17 protein-coding genes are annotated in these 17,986 nt (G+C 63.1%); 8 read left to right on the top strand and 9 right to left on the bottom strand.

The window, feature by feature from the left end; all coding sequences use genetic code 11:
- Nucleotides 1-21 precede the first annotated feature (21 nt).
- Nucleotides 22-978, bottom strand: a complete 957-nt coding sequence (locus tag D5400_RS17290) for a sensor histidine kinase (RefSeq protein WP_164527929.1) — start codon at nt 976-978, stop codon at nt 22-24.
- A gap of 357 nt (nt 979-1,335) precedes the next feature.
- Between D5400_RS17290 and D5400_RS17295 the strand changes: the two genes are divergently transcribed.
- Together D5400_RS17295 and D5400_RS17300 are read left to right on the top strand one after the other, a co-directional pair.
- On the top strand, nt 1,336-2,049 hold the full coding sequence (locus D5400_RS17295; RefSeq protein ID WP_245451574.1) for a TlyA family RNA methyltransferase: 714 nt from the start codon (nt 1,336-1,338) through the stop codon (nt 2,047-2,049).
- Nucleotides 2,046-3,302 (top strand): class I SAM-dependent RNA methyltransferase, encoded by a 1,257-nt coding sequence (locus D5400_RS17300; RefSeq protein ID WP_126011151.1) that lies wholly within the window; start codon nt 2,046-2,048, stop codon nt 3,300-3,302. Before D5400_RS17295 ends, D5400_RS17300 begins: the two co-directional genes overlap by 4 nt.
- Nucleotides 3,303-3,320: 18 nt before the next feature.
- On the opposite strand, the gene D5400_RS17305 is transcribed toward D5400_RS17300, so the two are convergent.
- Together D5400_RS17305 and D5400_RS17310 are read right to left on the bottom strand one after the other, a co-directional pair.
- Nucleotides 3,321-4,082: a crotonase/enoyl-CoA hydratase family protein gene (locus tag D5400_RS17305; protein ID WP_126011152.1), complete on the bottom strand. Its 762-nt coding sequence runs from the start codon at nt 4,080-4,082 to the stop codon at nt 3,321-3,323.
- 11 nt (nt 4,083-4,093) lie between these two features.
- A complete protein-coding gene (locus D5400_RS17310) occupies nt 4,094-5,869 on the bottom strand; it encodes an acyl-CoA dehydrogenase family protein (protein ID WP_126011153.1) in 1,776 nt (591 codons plus the stop codon).
- 248 nt (nt 5,870-6,117) lie between these two features.
- Between D5400_RS17310 and D5400_RS17315 the strand changes: the two genes are divergently transcribed.
- The 4 genes from D5400_RS17315 to D5400_RS17330 all read left to right on the top strand — a co-directional run bounded on the left by D5400_RS17315 (nt 6,118) and on the right by D5400_RS17330 (nt 9,949).
- Complete coding sequence (locus tag D5400_RS17315; RefSeq protein WP_126011154.1) at nt 6,118-7,119, top strand: L-threonylcarbamoyladenylate synthase; 1,002 nt, start codon at nt 6,118-6,120, stop codon at nt 7,117-7,119.
- 20 nt (nt 7,120-7,139) lie between these two features.
- Nucleotides 7,140-8,579, top strand: coding sequence for an FAD-binding oxidoreductase (locus D5400_RS17320; protein ID WP_126011155.1), 1,440 nt, complete (start codon nt 7,140-7,142; stop codon nt 8,577-8,579).
- A 167-nt stretch (nt 8,580-8,746) separates the two neighbouring features.
- The gene (locus D5400_RS17325; protein ID WP_126011156.1) at nt 8,747-9,328 is read left to right on the top strand and encodes a DUF6101 family protein; all 582 of its coding nucleotides are present in this window, start codon (nt 8,747-8,749) and stop codon (nt 9,326-9,328) included.
- Nucleotides 9,329-9,547: 219 nt separating this feature from the next.
- Complete coding sequence (locus D5400_RS17330) at nt 9,548-9,949, top strand: hypothetical protein (RefSeq protein ID WP_126011157.1); 402 nt, start codon at nt 9,548-9,550, stop codon at nt 9,947-9,949.
- A 62-nt stretch (nt 9,950-10,011) separates the two neighbouring features.
- On the opposite strand, the gene ubiA is transcribed toward D5400_RS17330, so the two are convergent.
- A complete protein-coding gene (gene ubiA / locus D5400_RS17335) occupies nt 10,012-10,977 on the bottom strand; it encodes a 4-hydroxybenzoate octaprenyltransferase (RefSeq protein WP_126011158.1) in 966 nt (321 codons plus the stop codon).
- A 168-nt stretch (nt 10,978-11,145) separates the two neighbouring features.
- Between ubiA and purD the strand changes: the two genes are divergently transcribed.
- Both purD and D5400_RS17345 read left to right on the top strand, forming a co-directional pair.
- The gene (gene purD, locus D5400_RS17340) at nt 11,146-12,414 is read left to right on the top strand and encodes a phosphoribosylamine--glycine ligase (protein WP_126011159.1); all 1,269 of its coding nucleotides are present in this window, start codon (nt 11,146-11,148) and stop codon (nt 12,412-12,414) included.
- A 113-nt stretch (nt 12,415-12,527) separates the two neighbouring features.
- On the top strand, nt 12,528-13,013 hold the full coding sequence (locus D5400_RS17345) for a hypothetical protein (protein ID WP_126011160.1): 486 nt from the start codon (nt 12,528-12,530) through the stop codon (nt 13,011-13,013).
- 19 nt (nt 13,014-13,032) lie between these two features.
- Here D5400_RS17345 and D5400_RS17350 read toward each other — a convergent pair whose 3' ends face one another.
- The 5 genes from D5400_RS17350 to D5400_RS17370 all read right to left on the bottom strand — a co-directional run bounded on the left by D5400_RS17350 (nt 13,033) and on the right by D5400_RS17370 (nt 17,902).
- The gene (locus tag D5400_RS17350) at nt 13,033-13,410 is read right to left on the bottom strand and encodes a PH domain-containing protein (RefSeq protein ID WP_126011161.1); all 378 of its coding nucleotides are present in this window, start codon (nt 13,408-13,410) and stop codon (nt 13,033-13,035) included.
- A 64-nt stretch (nt 13,411-13,474) separates the two neighbouring features.
- Entirely contained in the window at nt 13,475-15,715 is a 2,241-nt protein-coding gene (gene glyS / locus D5400_RS17355; protein ID WP_126011162.1) for a glycine--tRNA ligase subunit beta, read from the bottom strand.
- 36 nt (nt 15,716-15,751) lie between these two features.
- Nucleotides 15,752-16,699, bottom strand: a complete 948-nt coding sequence (locus D5400_RS17360) for a glycine--tRNA ligase subunit alpha (protein WP_126011163.1) — start codon at nt 16,697-16,699, stop codon at nt 15,752-15,754.
- Nucleotides 16,700-16,814: 115 nt separating this feature from the next.
- Entirely contained in the window at nt 16,815-17,012 is a 198-nt protein-coding gene (locus D5400_RS17365; protein WP_126011164.1) for a hypothetical protein, read from the bottom strand.
- A 23-nt stretch (nt 17,013-17,035) separates the two neighbouring features.
- Nucleotides 17,036-17,902 (bottom strand): S49 family peptidase, encoded by an 867-nt coding sequence (locus D5400_RS17370; protein WP_126011165.1) that lies wholly within the window; start codon nt 17,900-17,902, stop codon nt 17,036-17,038.
- Nucleotides 17,903-17,986: the final 84 nt, after the last annotated feature.

Below are 17,986 nucleotides of genomic sequence, written 5' to 3' on the forward strand. Positions count from 1 at the left end.
CGGCCCTACCAGACAGTGCGATCAGGCTTTGCGGCCATCGATGCGAAAGGCGAGGCTGGAAACGGCGCCGCCATCATTGTGATAGCTGAACTGGCCGCCGATCTGCTGAGCCAGGGATACCACGATGCGCATGCCGAGATTGCGCGACGTGTCCGGCTTGAACGCCTCCGGCCAGCCGGGGCCGTCGTCGCTGACCCGCAGCAGGTACGAGCCCGACGCGGCATCGACTTCCGACAATTCAACGTCGATGCGGCCTTGGCGCTTGTCTGCGAATGCGTGCTCGATGGAATTCGAGATCAGCTCCGTCGCGATGAGGCCGAGCGGAACCGCCATATCTGACGAGACGTCGATCGCAGCCACGTCGGCATGATAGGTGACATGGCGTGCATCCATCGCTTCGAGGATGTCCGGTCCGAGCGCCTTGAGATAGGCTGGAAAATCGAGGGTCTGGTGGGCGGGATCATAAAGATCGCGCTGCATGCGAGCGACGAGATTGACCCGCGTCGCGGCCTGGGCAAGCGCGGTTGCAGCTTCACCTTCGGGCAACGCACGCTTCTGCGCATTCAACAGCGCGCTGACGACGGCGAGGTTGTTGGAAACGCGGTGCTGCATTTCCTTGAAGAGAACATCGCGCTCTTCCGCATGGCGGTGCGACACCATTTGCTCGCGCTTCAATCGATCGAGCGCCACATGCATCCAGTGGATCAAGAGCACATCAACGGTGACGATGGCCACGAAGAAGGCGAGTGCGACGATCGCCGGTCCGTTGAGCTCGAAGGACCCTGCAGGAGCGATGAAGAAGTACCAGGCCGCAAAAAACGATGCGATGCCGACAGCAATGCCGGGTGCAAGCCCCACGAAGAACGTCGTGAGAATCACCGCAGGAAAAAACGTCAGATACGGAAAACCCGGGGGAAGCCGCGCGTCGAGCCAAAGCCGTGCGGCCAGTGCGAGGGCGAATGCGACGATGGCGAACAACCAACGCTTTGCCGGGCTCGCCCGAAGAGTCTGGGTGCGATCGAGCATACGTTGGACGGAACTGATAGAAGCCTGCTGCACGAATCCCACGCCGAACTACGCGCGGAGGCGCGACCTTCTTTGGCCGCACCAAACCAGAATTCGCGCGAAAAGCAATGGCACTGTCACAAGACTTAGACATATTTTCGATCACTAAAAAAGAACACACTAAGCTGACGGCCTGTTCTCATTTCAGCGACAGTGCTTGTCTTGCGCACGACCAACGCGCATAGCCACCGCATGACAAAACACTACCTCCAGAATGCCGACAGTGCTACGCCAGGCGAGGCCTTCGCCACCGAACGGCTGGATCGCGTACTGGTCGATCGCGGGCTGTATGATACGCGCTCGCGCGCCCGTGATGCGATCGTGCGCGGCACGGTCGCGGTGAATGGCGCGGTCGTGCGCAAGCCCGGTTACCCGACCGCTGCCGCAGATGCGCTGTCGATTGCAGACGATGCGAGCACCTATGTCTCGCGCGCGGCACTCAAGCTCGTGGCCGGGCTCGATGCCTTCAACCTCGATCCCACCGGTCGCACCGCCCTCGACATCGGTGCGTCGACGGGCGGATTCACGCAGGTGCTTCTCGAACGCGGTGCTGCCCATGTCGTTGCCGTCGATGTGGGACGCGGCCAATTGCACCCTTCGCTTGAAGCGCACCACGCCGTCACGTCTTTCGAAGGCCTGAATGCGCGCAATCTCACGCCCGAGCAGATCGGGTATCCAAAGATCGACTGCATCGTCAGCGATGTGAGCTTCATCTCGCTCAAGCTTGCCCTGCCGCCGGCCCTGGCGCTCGCCTCGCCCGGTTCATTTTGCGTGCTTCTCGTCAAACCGCAGTTCGAGGCCGGCCGCGATGCGATCGGAAAAGGTGGGCTGTTGAGGGATCCGGCGCAGGGGATCGAGATCGCGCGGGATCTGGAGCGGTGGCTCGGTACGCAAGCGGGTTGGCGTGCTATCGGCTTCGTGCCATCGCCGATCGCAGGCGGCGACGGCAATCAGGAATATCTGCTGACTGGAGAAAAGACATGAGCGCCGAAACCGTCGACATTCGCGAACTCGGTGCTCAAGGCGATGGCGTGGCGCACACCGAAACCGGCCCCGTCTTCGTGCCGTTTACCTTGCCGGGCGAAACCGTCTCAATCGCGCGCGAGAAAGCCAAGGCGACATTGATGGCGGTGAAGAGCGCCTCGCCTCTGCGGGTGGAGCCGCCCTGCCCGCATTTCGGGCCGGATGGTGAAGGCGGTGCCTGCGGTGGGTGCTCCCTGCAGCATTACGACATGGCCGCCTATCGCGACTGGAAGGCCGATCTGGTCCGCCAGGCGCTTGCCGAGCAGAAGATCGACATTCCACTCGAGCCACTGATTGCGGCGCAGCCGGGCGAACGCAGGCGCCTTGTTCTGACGGGCCTGCGCACTGACCGATCGGTCATCCTCGGCTTTGCGGCCGCCCGCTCCCACCAGATCGTGCCGATCCGCGTCTGCCCCATTGCCGTGCCCGCCATATCGCAGAGACTGGATACGATCCGGCGTGTCGCGACGGCGGTTGCAACCGGTACCGCTGCCTTTCGGGTGAGCGTGCTCGCCACCGTCTCCGGGCTCGACATCGCCATTACCGCTCCCATGAAGCTTCAGGATCGACGCCGGCTACTGGCCATCGAGACGATATTGGGCCTGAGCGAAATCGCCCGGGTCACCGTCGACGGCGAGGTTCTCGTGGAGCCGCGTCGGCCGATCATCCAATTCGGCAAGGCATCCGTCACACCGGTGCCCGGCGGGTTCGTGCAGGCAAGCGCGATCGCGGAAGGCCACATGGCGCAGATCGTTTCGGCGCATCTGAAGCCTTCGAAGCGGATCGCCGATCTCTTCGCCGGCAGCGGCACGTTTGCGCTCAGATTGGCAGAATCCGCGCCCGTCCACGCGGTGGAGAACGACAAGCTCGCTTTGGCGGCACTGGATGCGGCTGCGCGTGCGACGCAGGGGCTTCGTCCCGTGACGCACCAGAAGCAGGATCTCTTCCGCAGCCCGCTGATGGGTATGGACCTGAAGCCCTTCGACGGCCTCGTCTTCGATCCGCCGCGTGCCGGTGCCGAAGCTCAGTCGCGCGAACTCGCGCGTTCGTCGATCCGTCGGATCGCAGCGGTGTCCTGCAATCCCACGACGCTGGCGCGGGATCTCCGATTCCTCATCGACGGCGGTTACAAGCTGCTCTCCGTGCAGCCGATCGACCAGTTTCTCTGGTCGCCCCATGTGGAAGCCGTCGCCCTGCTGGAGCGCAAGGGCTGAACCGGCCGGGCTGGGGCGCTACTTCTTTCGGCTCATGAACGCCTCGAAAGCGGCGCGCGCTTCGGCGGACTTCAACTGAGCCTTGAAATGCTCGGCCTCGGCATCGATTCGCTCCAGCACCTGCTGCTCGGACCCACGGATCAGATCACGCGCGATGGCGAGTGCCTGGGGAGGCTTTGCGGCGATGTCGCGGGCCAGCGACAATGCCTCGGCTTCCAGAGCGTCCGGCGGTACGACGCGCCATACGAAACCCGCCTCGCGCGCCTCCTCCGCCGAGAACGGAAGTCCGGCGGCGAGCATGGCGAAAGCGCGCTGATGGCCTGCGATGTTGGGCAGAAGCAGCGTGCTTGCTGCTTCCGGAACGATGGCGAGATCGGTGAAGGGCGTGCGGAATAGTGACCGATCGGAGGCGATCGTCATGTCGCAGTGGAAGGTCAGCGTCGTGCCGACACCGATCGCCAGCCCATCGACGCCGGCAAGCAGCGGCTTGCGGGTGGTCGCAAGCGTCTTCAGGAAATCGATGACTTCAGCGCCAAGCGATCCTCCCATAGCGAAGGCAAGGAAGTCCTGCATGTCGTTGCCAGCCGAGAAGGCGCCGGGCGCGCCGAGAAAAAGATGTGCCCGCACATCTGGATCGGCATCGCCTTGCCGCAGCGCATCGGTCATGGCCGCATACATGGTTCGGGTCAGCGCGTTCTTCTTCTCCGGGCGGTTCATGCGGATGATCTGCACGCCGGGTGCACTCTCGGGCCGCTGGATCAGGATCGTGTCGTCGCTCATGCTGTCTGTCCTCATGCCGCCGTCAGGGCGCCGCGCGCCGCGATCAGACTTCCGGCACCTTCGATGACGCTGATCTTCAAGGCTGCGGTTTCGTTCAACAGGTTTTCTGCAGCGAAGCGGCAGAGCGCGACGCGCGCATCCTCGTCCGATGCCAGAGCGCCCTTGGCGAGATAAACCCCGCCAGCGGCAAGCCCGAAGAGGCGCAGATAGGGTTGTGCGCTTGCCAAGGCCTCCTGTTGGCGGCCGGCCTGGATGGCTTCGCCAAGCCAGGTCGTTGCGGCTTCGAGATCGTCGATCGCGCGGGACAACCGTTCGCCGGTGGTGCCCAGACCCTCGCGGTTGGACACCGTCACGGCATTCGCAATGTCGCGCAGTTCCGCAATGTAGCCGGCGACCTGCTGGCCACCCGAAAGCGGCAGCTTGCGCATGACAAGGTCGATCGCCTGAATACCGTTCGTGCCTTCGTAGATCGGCGCGATGCGGGCATCGCGCATGTAACGGGCAGCACCGGTCTCTTCCACAAATCCCATGCCGCCGTGCACCTGCACGCCGATCGAGGCGACCTGGCAGCCGACATCGGTCGAAAAGGCCTTGGCCACGGGGGTGAGCAGATTGGCGCGCTCCTGCCAGTGGCGCGCATCGTCGCCGTCCGCAGCATGCGCGTGATCGATCGCATGGGCGCAGGCGTGGCAGATGGCGCGGGCGGCCTGCGTCAGCGCCTTCATGGTCAGAAGGTCGCGCTGGACGTCCGGGTGCTCGATGATCGGGCTCATGCCTTCGCCGGTGTCGCCCGGTGCCTTGCCCTGGCGGCGCTCCATCGCGTAGGCTAGCGCCTTCTGATAGGCGGCGTCCGCCACGGCTACGCCCTGCACGCCCACATTGAGGCGAGCGTTGTTCATCATCGTGAACATGCAGGCAAGGCCTCGATTTTCCTCGCCGATCAGCCAGCCGATCGCACCGGCTTCGTCGCCATGCTTTCCGTCGCCATAGATCATCGTGCAGGTGGGCGAGCCGTGGATGCCAAGCTTGTGCTCGATGCCGTTGCAGAAGACATCATTGCGCACGCAGGGAGCGCCGTTTTCATCCAGCAGGAACTTCGGCACCAGGAAGAGCGATATGCCGCGCGTACCGGCCGGCGCATCGGGAAGGCGCGCCAGCACCAGATGGATGATGTTGTCGGTGAGATCGTGCTCGCCGAAGGTGATGTAGATCTTCTGGCCGAAGATGCGGTAGCTGCCATCGTCGCGGCGTTCCGCGCGTGCCTTGAGCGCATTGAGATCGGAGCCGGCCTGCGGCTCAGTCAGGTTCATCGTGCCCATCCACTCGCCGGAGACGAGCTTGGCGAGATAGTGGTCCTTCAGTTCCTGCGACCCGTGCTTGTCCAGCGCCTCGACCGCGCCGACCGTCAGAAGCGGGCCGAGGCCGAAGGCCATGTTCGCGGCAGCCCACATTTCGGATGCCGCGACGGACAGCATGGTCGGCAGTTGCTGGCCGCCATAGGCCTCGGGGCCGGAGAGCGCGTTCCAACCGCCCTCGATCCAGCGGTGATAGACGTCTTTCCAGCCGGGAGGCATGGTGACGACGCCATCCTTCAAAGGCGTGCCGTGCTTGTCGCCGATTTCGGCGGTCGGGGCCAGTTGGTCGGTCGCAAAGCGGCCCGCCTCTTCCAGGATCGCGTCGACGAGATCTTCGGAAAGATCGCCGAGACGTTCCTCGTCCAGCGCCTCTTTCAGACCTGCCACATGCTTCAGCGAAAATGCGATTTCGGAAACGGGTGCGCGGTACATGACACTCTCCCTTGTCATAGCCGGCCCCTGTCATAGCCGGGAACATCGATCAATTGCGACCCTGCTCGTCATCTAGTTTCAGACGGCCGAGACGCGCTTTCTGCTTTTTACGTAAAGGTAAGAGATACGGCAAGGGATGTTGTCTTTGCGCAATGATGCTGTATGGCCATCGCATGGAACGACCTCGGCTTCGGAAACGGTGCTTTCCCGAGCCTTTCATGCGGACCGGCGGACGCGCGGAGCTTCAATTGGCCGACATTCTTTCCATTGCGGATGCACCGGAACGCGCCATCGACGCGGCCTGCTCGGTGCTTGCGCGCGGCGATCTGCTCGGCCTGCCGACAGAAACCGTCTACGGGCTTGCCGCCGATGCCACCAATGGCGAGGCGGTTGCTCGCATCTACGCCGCCAAGGGTCGGCCGCGGTTCAATCCGCTGATCTGCCATATGAGCGACCGCGGCATGGCCGAGGCGCATGTGCGCTTCGAGCCGCTTGCGGAGAAACTCGCCGATGCCTTCTGGCCGGGACCGCTGACCCTTGTCCTGCCGCGTCTTAAACGATCGCCCGTGGCCTCGCTGGTCACCGCAGGGCTCGACACATTGGCGGTGCGGGTCCCGCGTGGGATCGCCGGCGACATCATCCGGAGATTCGGCAGGCCGATCGCAGCGCCAAGCGCCAACCGCTCGGGCCGCATCAGCCCGACACGCGCGGAGCATGTCGCCCACGATCTCGGTGATGCCGTGTCGCTCGTTCTCGATGCCGGCCCCTGCGCCGTCGGGCTGGAGTCGACGATCGTGAAGGTCGAAAGCGGCCGCGCGATCCTGTTGCGCCCCGGCGGTCTGTCGCGTGACGAGATCGAGGCGGTCACCGGACATTCCTTGCTTCGCCATGAGACCCCGGGCGTGCTGGAGGCCCCGGGCATGATGGCCTCGCATTACGCGCCGGATGCGCCGGTTCGGTTGAACGTGACTTCGGTCGCGCCTTCGGAAGTGCTGATCGATTTTGCCGACCAGCCCATTATCGGCAAGGAACAGGCCCGCGCTGTCATCGATCTCAGCCCGTCCGGGCGCCTTACGGAAGCGGCAGCGCAGTTGTTCGATGCGATGCAGCGTGCGGACCGGCTCGGCGGCTCGGCGATCGTCTTCGCGCCGATCCCGACCACCGGTCTTGGGGAAGCCATCAATGATCGGCTGCAGCGCGCTGCCGCACCGCGTGGCGTCGAGCCTCAAGCCGGTACCCAATTCGGTTGATTTGCCCTAGATCGTCTGAGATGAGCGTATCCCCTTCCCTCTCCGCATCCCTCATCGAACGCTTTGCTGCCATCGTGGGGACCGGCAACGCGTTGACCGAGCCCTCGGACACGCAAGGCTTCACCCAAGAGCATCGCGATCTCTATCACGCCTCGACCCCGCTCGTGCTGCGACCCGGGACGACGCAGGAGGTCGCCAAGATCCTGAAGCTTGCGACCGAAACCGGGACCGCGATCATCCCCCAGGGCGGCAACACGGGGCTCACCGGCGGCCAGGTGCCGCTGGCGGATGGTCCACCGGCCATCATCCTTTCGCTCACCCGCATGAACCGGATCCTCGACATCGACGCTGTCGGTGGCACGATGACGGTGGAAGCGGGCGTCGTTTTGCAGACGATCCAGGAAGCGGCAGAAAAGGTGGGCAAGCTTTTCCCGCTTTCGCTCGGAGCAGAAGGCTCCTGCCAGATCGGCGGCAACCTCTCCACCAATGCCGGCGGCACGGCGGTGCTTGCCTATGGCAATACGCGCCAGCTTTGCCTGGGGCTCGAGGTGGTGCTGCCGACCGGCGAAGTCTGGACGGCGCTGCGCAAGCTGAAGAAGGACAACACCGGCTACGATCTGCGCGATCTCTTCATCGGCGCGGAGGGGACGCTCGGCGTGATCACCGCGGCTGTTTTGAAGCTCTTTCCCATGCCTGCCGGCCGGCAGGTCGCGATCGCTGGGATGAAATCGCCTGAGGGGGCACTTGAACTCTTCCGCCGGGCCGAGGCGCTTGCCGGGGGCGGGCTGACGGCATTCGAACTGATGGCGCGCATCGGCGTCGAATTTACAGCCCGGCACATCGATGGCGTTCGCGATCCTTTTGCTGAGCCTCATGGCTGGTACGCGCTGATCGAGATCTCGTCGAACCTCTCCGAGGAGGCCGCGCGGGATCAGATGGAGCATCTCTTAAGTGCGGCGCTTGAAGACGGCATCGCCGAAGACGCGGTTCTGGCGCAAAACGAGACACAGGCGCGCGACTTCTGGCACATGCGCGAAGCGCTCTCTTGGGCGCAGAAGCCCGAGGGCGGATCGATCAAGCACGACATCTCCGTGCCTGTCGCCGCCATTCCCACGTTCCTCGCGCAGGCCGAGCCGCTCGTGCAGGAAGTGGTGCCCGGCGCGCGGATCGTCGCCTTCGGCCATCTCGGCGATGGCAACATTCACTACAATATCTCCCAGCCGGTCGGCGCCGACCGTGAGGCCTTTCTGGCCCACTGGGACGCGGTCAGCGCGAAGGTTCACGCTCTGGCGCTTTCCTTCGGCGGGTCGATCTCCGCCGAGCACGGCATCGGCCAGATGAAGCGGGACGAACTCGCCGCCATCCGCGCGCCCATCGAGATCGACCTCATGCAGCGCATCAAGGCGGCCTTCGATCCGGCCGGCATCATGAATCCCGGAAAGGTACTGCGGACGCGCTGAGCTTCCGATTTGGTAACCATCGGAAAGGTCAAGGTTTTTTAACTGCGATTTTTAAGCGGGCCGGAACCCCGGCACCCTAAAGTCAGACACAACAGAGAGCGCGACCAAGCGCTCCGGCGGGAAGACCGGAAAACCGGCTCTCGAGAGTGTCAACAAGGGTGTGGTCAATGTCGAACACGGTTCTGAAGTCGCTAAGCAAGCCCGTCTGGGCAGGTCACGAACTCCGGCTGGATCCCGGCCATCTGCCGCAGCACGTCACTTACTGCGCGCGCAGCCAGACCGAAGCCGTCACGATCACGATCGACAAGCGCGGCGCGGTGATGCGTCGCAAGCTGCCGGGCAGCGGGCTGCCGCTGTCGGTTGCCCTTCCCTCTCGCATCTTCGTCGGCGTCGCTGCCCGCGCAATCGATCATGGCGATGGCCAGATCACTGTCACGTTGGAATTGCACCATACCGATCCCGAGCTCTGCGTGCCGCTGCTCGTCTCGCACGATCTCGGCGATATCGCAGCCGACTGGCGCAGCTGGGCCAATGTCTTCAACCTGCCCATGCTCATGGTCGAAGCAGACGGCGTGGCACGCCCGCTCGAAAACGCCATCGGTCCACTGACTGTCGGTCGCACGCGCCCACGGCGCCATCATTCGTTCTTTGCCGATCGCCGGCCGCGCTTTCTGGTGCGCCGCAAGACCGGCTCGCTCGGAATTTCCTGCCTCGTCATCGACGGTGAAGAGATCATAGCACGTCGGTGATATCCACAATTCTCTAATATATCGATATCTTAAATACAAATATCTGATATCTCGTGGAACGATAAAGTCCAGTCGTCGTTCTTACAGCATCGGCACTGCACGACGCGCCCTTCGACAGTCTTTGAGACTGCTCGAACAAGGCTAGGCGTCGTGATTCCGAAGCTGAACGATCAATAAGACAGAAATAAATCTGTCACCGAGATTCTCAGGAGAACGACTTTGACCAAGGTTATCGCACTTCTTACCGCTACGCTGATGTCTTCCGCAGCGATTGCCGCCCCAATGGTTGGCGATCACAGCGCAACCGATCGCGCAGAAGCGCCGATCATCCTTGCACAGGCAGCCGACAACAACGCCGACGCTGGCGAATCGCCGGATGGCCCGATCATCGAAGAAGAAGACACTGAAGTCATGGGCACCACGACGGGCCCGGACGAAGAGCAGGCTGACAATGACGGCGATGATGGTGAATCGCCTTCGGCAGCAGTCGTCGATGACGAAGAACTGATCGACGAAGATGCTTCCGGCGTCACCACCGGCCCTGATGCTTCGCAGGCTGACAACGACATGTCAGAAGGCGAGACGCCGCGTGGTCCGGTCGTCGACGGCGCCGCACAGTAAGCTAACGTCAATTTCTATTCTAAGAAGGCCGGGCTTTTTGTCCGGCCTTTTTCATATCACCGTCAGGCTGTCAGCCGGAATGCCGCACCTGCAAGCAATCCCGCGAAGAGCAGCGCGCCGACGACCGTGTTCGATTTAAACAGTTTCAGGCACTCGTCGGGATTGTCGATGTCGAGCTTTCGCGTTTGGAAGACGAAATGCGCTGCTGCTGCTGCGAGGCCGAGATAGACCACCACATGCACACCGGTCAGCACGAAAGACGCCAGCATGCAGAGCACGGCAGCCCCATAGAGACGATCCAGCCACACCTTCGTTCGATCCCCGAAGAGCAAAGCGGTGGAACGCACACCAACCAGCGCGTCATCTTCCTTGTCCTGATGCGCATAGATCGTGTCGTAGCCAATCGTCCAAAGGATCGCCCCGACATAGAGGATGACGGGCGCCACTGACAGTGTGCCGAAAGCCGTCGCCCATCCCATGAGCGCGCCCCAGGAAAAGGCGAGGCCAAGAAAGAATTGCGGCCAGTCGGTGAAGCGCTTTGCAAATGGATAGATTGCGACAAAGGCGAGCGAGGCGAAGCCGAGGACGATCGCGAAGCCGTTGAACGACAAAAGGATGAGAAGCCCGACAAGCGACTGCAGCAGGATGAAGATCTGCGCCTGGCCGCGGCTCACCCGACCGGACGGCAGCGGACGCGATCGTGTTCGCGCCACTTTGGCATCGATCTTGTGGTCGACGAGATCGTTATATGTACATCCTGCACCCCGCATGGCGATCGCACCGATTGTAAAGAGCACGCAGTGGCGCACCAGATCGCCAAGCGTATACCCCGCTTCGAGCGCACCGGGCATGTTGCCGGCGAGCGCCGCCGACCAGAGGCACGGCCACAGGAGCAGCTGCCAGCCGATCGGCCGGTCCCAGCGGGCAAGCTGCGCATAGGGCCACAGGGTGCGCGGCAGCACCTTGTAGACGAAGTTTCCGGATGGTGCGTCGGCGACGCGGTCGCCCATATGGGATGTGTCGTTCATGCCGGATCAGTGGCAGCGGGACCTTGCGCGGTCAAGGCTCACCTGCCCGGCTGTCGAGCGTCCTCCTGACCCGCCCTGTTGGCCCGCCTCTTGGCCCACCCTCTTGACCCAGTTGCCCTCGCAGGCTTTACCCACCCGCAACACTGACCTGCCGGGGACTTGAGCTTCATGAACGTGCTTCTCATCGGATCGGGTGGCCGCGAACATGCGCTCGCCTGGAAGATCGCCGCCTCCCCGTTGCTCGGCCGCCTATATGCCGCCCCCGGCAATCCGGGCATCGCGGAAGAAGCCGAGATCGTCGCGCTGAACGCCGCCGACAACGATGCCGTGGTGGCGTTCTGCCGCGAAAACAGCGTCGACCTCGTCGTGGTCGGCCCGGAAGCCCCCCTGGTTGCCGGCCTCGTTGATGCGCTCGATGACGCCGGCATCGCCGCTTTCGGCCCGACGAGCGCTGCCGCGCAGCTCGAAGGCTCCAAGGGCTTCACCAAGGATCTGTGCGCGGAATATTCCATCCCGACCGGCGCCTACGAGCGTTTCAACAATGCGCCCAAGGCCAAGGCCTATGTCCGTGCGCAGGGCGCGCCGATCGTCATCAAGGCCGATGGACTGGCCGCCGGCAAAGGCGTGACCGTCGCCATGACGCTCGACGAGGCGCTGGCCGCCATCGACGATTGTTTCGAAGGTGCCTTTGGTGATGCCGGAGCCGAAGTGGTGGCCGAAGCCTTTCTCGATGGCGAGGAAGCGAGCTTCTTCTGCCTCTGCGACGGCGAAACCGCCCTGCCACTCACCAGCGCACAGGACCACAAGCGCGTTGGCGATGGCGACACGGGCCCCAACACCGGCGGCATGGGCGCCTATTCGCCCGCTCCCGTGATGACGCCCGAGATGGTTGAGCGCACCATGCGCGAGATCATCGAGCCGACGCTGCGTGGGATGAAGGCGCGCGGCATGCCGTTCAAGGGCGTGCTCTATGCCGGCCTGATGATCACCGACAAAGGCCCCGAGCTCATCGAGTACAATGTGCGGTTCGGCGATCCGGAATGCCAGGTGATGATGATGCGGCTGAAGGACGACATCCTGCTTCTGATGAAGGCGGCTGCTGACGGAACCCTGTCGACCATGAGCGCGCGCTGGCACGACGATGTGGCGCTGACCGTGGTGATGGCCGCCAATGGCTATCCCGGCGCCTACACGAAGGGCACGCCGATTAAGGGCATTGCCGAAGCTGACGCGGTCGAAGGCGCGAAGGTGTTCCATGCCGGAACGGCGCTGAGTGACGGACGGCTGACGGCCAATGGCGGGCGAGTGCTCAACGTGTCCGCCATGGCAAAGGATGTCGCCGGCGCCCGAGACCGCGCCTATCAGGCGGTCGACCGCATTTCGTGGCCGGACGGGTTCTGCCGGCGCGACATCGGCTGGCGGGCGCTCGATCGCTGAGCCGCTAAGGGATCATTAAGCACTTTCCGACACCGGATCGAAAGGTGAAGCCGCTACCCTCGCGGCCAAATCCGCCTTCGTGTCGAGGCGGCCAGGCTTATCGAGGGTCGATCATGTTGCGCGTAGTCTTCGCAGTCTCCTTGGTTTCTGTGGCATGCTTGCCGGCGGCAGCGCAGTCTGTCGAAACCTGGCAGCCGCGCGAGCCGGGCTTTTCCAGCGTGGACGTGATCACCTGCACCACCTGCCCTGAGAAGCGGCAGACCCAGGCCGAGATCGACTTGATGGCGCTTCAAGCGCAAGGCGCACGTACGTTTCAGGAGAACGGCGTAGAAAAGGTCGCGCGTAGCGACAACATGCTGGGTGGTACGCCCGTCGTCACGATCACGAGCGCAGACCTGCTTTATGGCAAACAACGTCCCATGGCTGCTGCGGCTTCGACCGAGCCGGCCGGCGACGAAGCGGTCGAAATCATCGCTCCCGCCATGCCGGCACCGAGCGCCACGCTCGATATCCCGGCACAGGGCATCGACATGGAGGCGCAGACGTCATCGCTTTCCGGATCGATGAGCGCAACCAGCTTCGAGCTTCGCCTGAACTGATCCGGGCGTCCGCCGAAGTCTAGCGGCAGACGCCCTTCGCCAGCGCGCTCTGGATACCGGCGACGTTCGACTTGCGGTCGAGCGTCTTTACGATCGGCGCGCCCTGGCCTGAAATCCAGACCTTCATCTCGGCGTCCATGTCGAACGAACCGTTGTTCTCGACCGAGAACACGGTGATCGACTTATACGGGATCGACAGATATTCGCGCTTGCGCCCGGTCATGCCCTGCTTGTCGATCAGGATGATACGGCGGTCGGTGAAGATCATCTGATCGCGGATGATCTGGAAGCCGAGTTCGACTTCCTCGCCATCCGCCAGGATCGGCCGCAATTCCTCCGTCACGCCTGCGATGTCGAGGTCGGACGCGTGGCCGAGCAGGCCGCTGAACAGTCCCATGCGCTTGTCTCCAGATTGCCCCTGCGAAATTTCGCAGGAGAAACGTCAGGGACTGTTATTGGTTTCAGCCCACGATGCGTGAGAAATCGGCAACCTGCGCGGTGGCGGAGCGAATACGCGCCAGAAGCGCCAGCCGGTTGGCCCGAACGCTGTCATCCTCGTCATTTACGAGGACATGTTCGAAGAATGAATCAATCGGCTCACGCAATGCCGCAAGCGCGCGCATGGCGGACGAATAGTCTTCATTCTGAACCGCTTGGCCGGCTTCGCTCTCGGTTTGAATCACCGCGTTGAAGAGATGCTTCTCTTCGTTCGTGCGCAGGAGTGCGGGATCGACCGCATCGGCGACAACAGTGCCCTTCTTCTCCTCCGCCGCCAGAATGTTCGCCGCCCGCTTGGTGCCGGCGAGAAGGTTTTTCCCCTCTTCCGTTTCAAGCAGTTGGCCGAGCGCCTGAACACGCTGGGAGACGGCGAGGAGGTCGTCAGCCTCAGGCGTGATGACAGCGTCGATCAGATCGTGCCGGGCGCCCTGGTCGCGCAGGTAAACCTTGAGGCGATCGTGGAAGAAGGAGAGGAGATTTTCGAACGTTGACTGGCCTTCATCGATTTTGCCGGCTTTGATTTGTGCCGCCTCGTCCAATTGCTGACGCATCAACGCAAGTTCAGCTGATGACTTTCGGTCGATATTGCGCTTGAACTGATCCCACATACGCTCCTCAACGAGACGAAGGGGAAGCCTCACGCCATTCTCCAGCACCAGCCGGATAACCCCAAGCGCCGCACGCCGCAGCGCATAGGGATCCTTGCTCCCCGTCGGCTTCTCGTCGATCGCCCAGAAGCCGACCAGCAGATCAAGCTTGTCGGCGAGCGCCACGGCGATGGTGACCGGGTCGCGCGGCACCGTATCAGTCGGGCCGAGCGGCTTGTAGTGATCTTCGATGGCGGCTGCGACTGCCGGGTTCTCGCCCTGCAGCTCGGCATAGCGGCGGCCCATCAGGCCTTGCAGCTCGGGGAATTCGCCGACGGCGTCGGTGGTCAGATCCGCCTTGGCGAGCACGGCGGCGCGGTCGGCAAGATCAGGATTGGCGCCGACGATCGGAGCCAGTTCACGCGCCAGGCGCCGGATGCGCTCGACGCGCTCCCCTTGCGTGCCGAGCTTGGCATGAAAAGTCACGCCGAGATGGTCGAGTTTCGCCATCCGCTGGTCGAGCGGCTTCATCAAATCGATACCAAACTTTTCAGCTGACCCCTTCAGCGTATCGAGGTCGGGCAGATCGCCCTGGTCGGACTGCCAGAAATAGAGCGCGTCGGAGAGGCGCGCGCGCACGACCTTGCCGTTGCCGTGGATGATTTCCTTGCCGCCATCGCTCGCCTCGATGTTGGCGACGAGGATGAACCGGTTCGCCAGCCCCTCGCCCGGCTGCGGACGGAGCACGAAGCATTTCTGGTTGGCCTTGATCGTCAGCCGGATGACTTCCGGCGGGATCGACAGGAAATCCTCGTCGAACGAGCCCATGAGCACAACCGGCCACTCGACGAGACCGGAGACCTCTTCAAGCAGCGCCTCGTCCTCGACCAGTTCGAGACCCGAGGCGAAGGCAAGGTTTTTCGCGTCCGTGGCAATGATTTCCTTGCGCCGCGCGGGGTCGAGCACGACCTTCGCCTTCATCAGCTTGTCGGCGTAGTCATCGAAGCGGCGCACGGTCATCGCGTCGGGGGCATGGAAGCGATGGCCGTAGGTCACGTTGCCGGCGCGAATGCCGTCGATCTCGAAATCGACCACGACCGGCTCTTCCGTCTCCGGCCCGAAGGTGCAGACGATGGACTGCAGCGGGCGCACCCAGCGCAGCGATCCGGGCTTTGCAGAGGCCTTGCCCCAGCGCATCGATTTCGGCCACGGGAAATCGCGGATGATGCCGGGCATGACATCGGCAATGATCGCTTCGGCAGCGCGGCCCGGCTTCTCGATGATCGCGACGTAGAACTCACCCTTCTTCGGGTCGGAGACAATCTTCGCCTGGCCGATGGAGGCGAGCCCTGCCCCGCGTAGGAAACCTTCGATCGCCTTTTCCGGCGCGTCGGTGCGCGGTCCCTTGCGCTCTTCCTTGAGATCGGCCGACTTCGCCGTCAGGCCGCGAATGTCGAGCGTTAGCCGGCGCGGCGTCCAATATTCCTGCGCTCCTTCGTATGTCAGCCCCGCATCCACCAGCGCATCCGTCACCAGCTTGCGCAGATCGCCAGCAGCCTTGCGCTGCATGCGAGCAGGAATTTCCTCGGAACGAAGTTCAAGCAGAAGATCGGGCATGGGTGTATCCGAAATAAAAGGAAGGCGAGCCAGCCGTCAGGCTGCGGCGGCGATCGATGCTCCGCCGGCATCGGTCAGGAGGAACGCTTCGCCGCACGCCTTGGAGAGATTGCGGACGCGCAGGATGTAGCTCTGGCGTTCCGTGACGGAGATCACGCCGCGCGCGTCCAGCAGGTTGAAGACGTGGCTTGCCTTGATGCACTGGTCGTAGGCGGGCAATACGCATTTGTGCAGGCGCTGATTGGCGTTGTCGCCCGGCGCTCCCGCTTGCAGCAAAGCCTGGCATTCCGCTTCGGCATCCTCGAAGTGCTTGAGGAGCATCTTCGTGTTGGCGAATTCGAAATTGTGCCTCGAATATTCCTGCTCGGCCTGCAGGAAGATGTCGCCATAGGTGACTTTCTCGTCGCCTTCGCGGCCGTTGAAATTGAGGTCGTAGACGCTGTCGACGCCCTGCACATACATGGCCAGGCGTTCCAGGCCGTAGGTCAGCTCGCCGGCGACGGGCGCGCATTCGATGCCGCAGACCTGCTGGAAATAGGTGAACTGCGACACTTCCATGCCGTCGCACCAGCATTCCCAGCCGAGCCCCCAGGCACCGAGCGTCGGGCTTTCCCAATCGTCTTCCACGAAGCGGATGTCATGCAGCATCGGGTCGAGACCGATCGCCTTCAGCGAGCCGAGATAGAGCTCCTGCAGGTTCGGCGGCGATGGCTTCAGGATGACCTGGTACTGGTAATAGTGCTGCAACCGGTTCGGGTTTTCGCCGTAGCGTCCGTCAGTCGGGCGGCGCGAGGGCTGCACATAGGCAGCGTTCCATGGCTTCGGACCAAGGGCACGCAGCGTCGTTGCCGGATGGAACGTCCCGGCGCCGACTTCCATGTCGTAGGGCTGCAGCACGACGCAGCCATAGCTTGCCCAGTAGTTGTGGAGCGTCAGGATCAGGCCCTGAAACGAGCGCGTGGGGTTCATGTGGTCGGTGGTCATGACATGTCCCGGTCCGGTCAAGCTTGGTGTGGCGGCATCCGCCTCAAAGGTCGCGGGACAGGTGCCACGCAGGCTATCGCCGGTCAAGCGGCGGCGGCAGCCGAAGCACCGCCGGTCAGTCCGTCTTGTCGCGTTTTTCCAGCCGGTACTCGCCCGTCACGGGATCCTTGACCAGCGTTCCGGTCGAGCGGTTTTCCGCTTCCTTTTCGGCCTGGCGGACACGGGCATTCACGCGCTCGGCCTCCTTCAGCAGGCGGCGATAGCCATACCAGGCAATCGCCCCCACCGCTGCCAAAAGCAGGATCTGCGGCATTCTTGTCTCCGGGAGATCAGTCTTCACAAGCCGTAACGGCCCCAGATTGCCTTGTTTTCCAATGCATCCGCAACACCCTGCGTCGCACTTGCGGCAATAGTTTGAGCGAAATCGTCGCTGCCGATGGAAGCCGGAATGCGGCCGCCGAAGAGGCCGCGCCGAGGCGCGATCAGGCGTGTGCGCATCTTTTCGCCGTAACGGGCCTTGAGAAAGCCGTGCATGTCGCCGAGCTCATCCACGAGCCCAAGCTCGCGGCCCTTCACGCCGGACCAGAACAGTCCGTTGAAAAGCGTGTCATCGTCAGCCGCGAGCTTGCCTTGGCGGCGCGCCTTGACGAGATCGATGAACGTGGCATGCACATCGCGCTGCAGCGACTTCAGGTGCTCCACGTCGGTTTCCTTCTCCGGCTGGAACGGGTCGAGCGACACTTTGCTCTGGCCGGCGGTGTAGACGCGGCGCTCCACGCCGATCTTTTTCAGCAGTTCGGGGAAACCGAACGAGGCCGAGACGACGCCGATCGATCCAACGATGGAGGACGGGTCGGCGATGATCTCGTCGCCGGCAAGCGCGATCATATAGCCGCCGGACGCAGCGACGTCCTCCACGAAGATGTGGACGCGCTTCTGCTTCTCCTCGGCCAGATCGCGAATGCGCTTGAAGATAAGCCGCGACTGCACGGGTGACCCGCCTGGCGAATTGACGATGATGGCGACGGCAGGCGAGCGCTTCATCGAAAAGGCCTTGTCCAGGCTTCCGGCGACGCTTGCCAGGTTCAGGGCAGGACGAAACTGGCTTCCACCGGTCATGATCGTTCCCTGCAGGCGGACGACTGGGATGATCGTGAGGTCCTTCTTCATCCGCCGGGGGAGAAGTGCGTCATAGAAAGCCATTGCGCCGCCTTGCCTGTTTGAAGGTTCTTGTCTTGGGAGATGTATGTGCCGTCCTGCCAAACGCAATGGCGCTCAGTCAGTTGC

The sequence above is a fragment of the Georhizobium profundi genome (assembly GCF_003952725.1).
GTDB lineage: Bacteria > Pseudomonadota > Alphaproteobacteria > Rhizobiales > Rhizobiaceae > Georhizobium > Georhizobium profundi.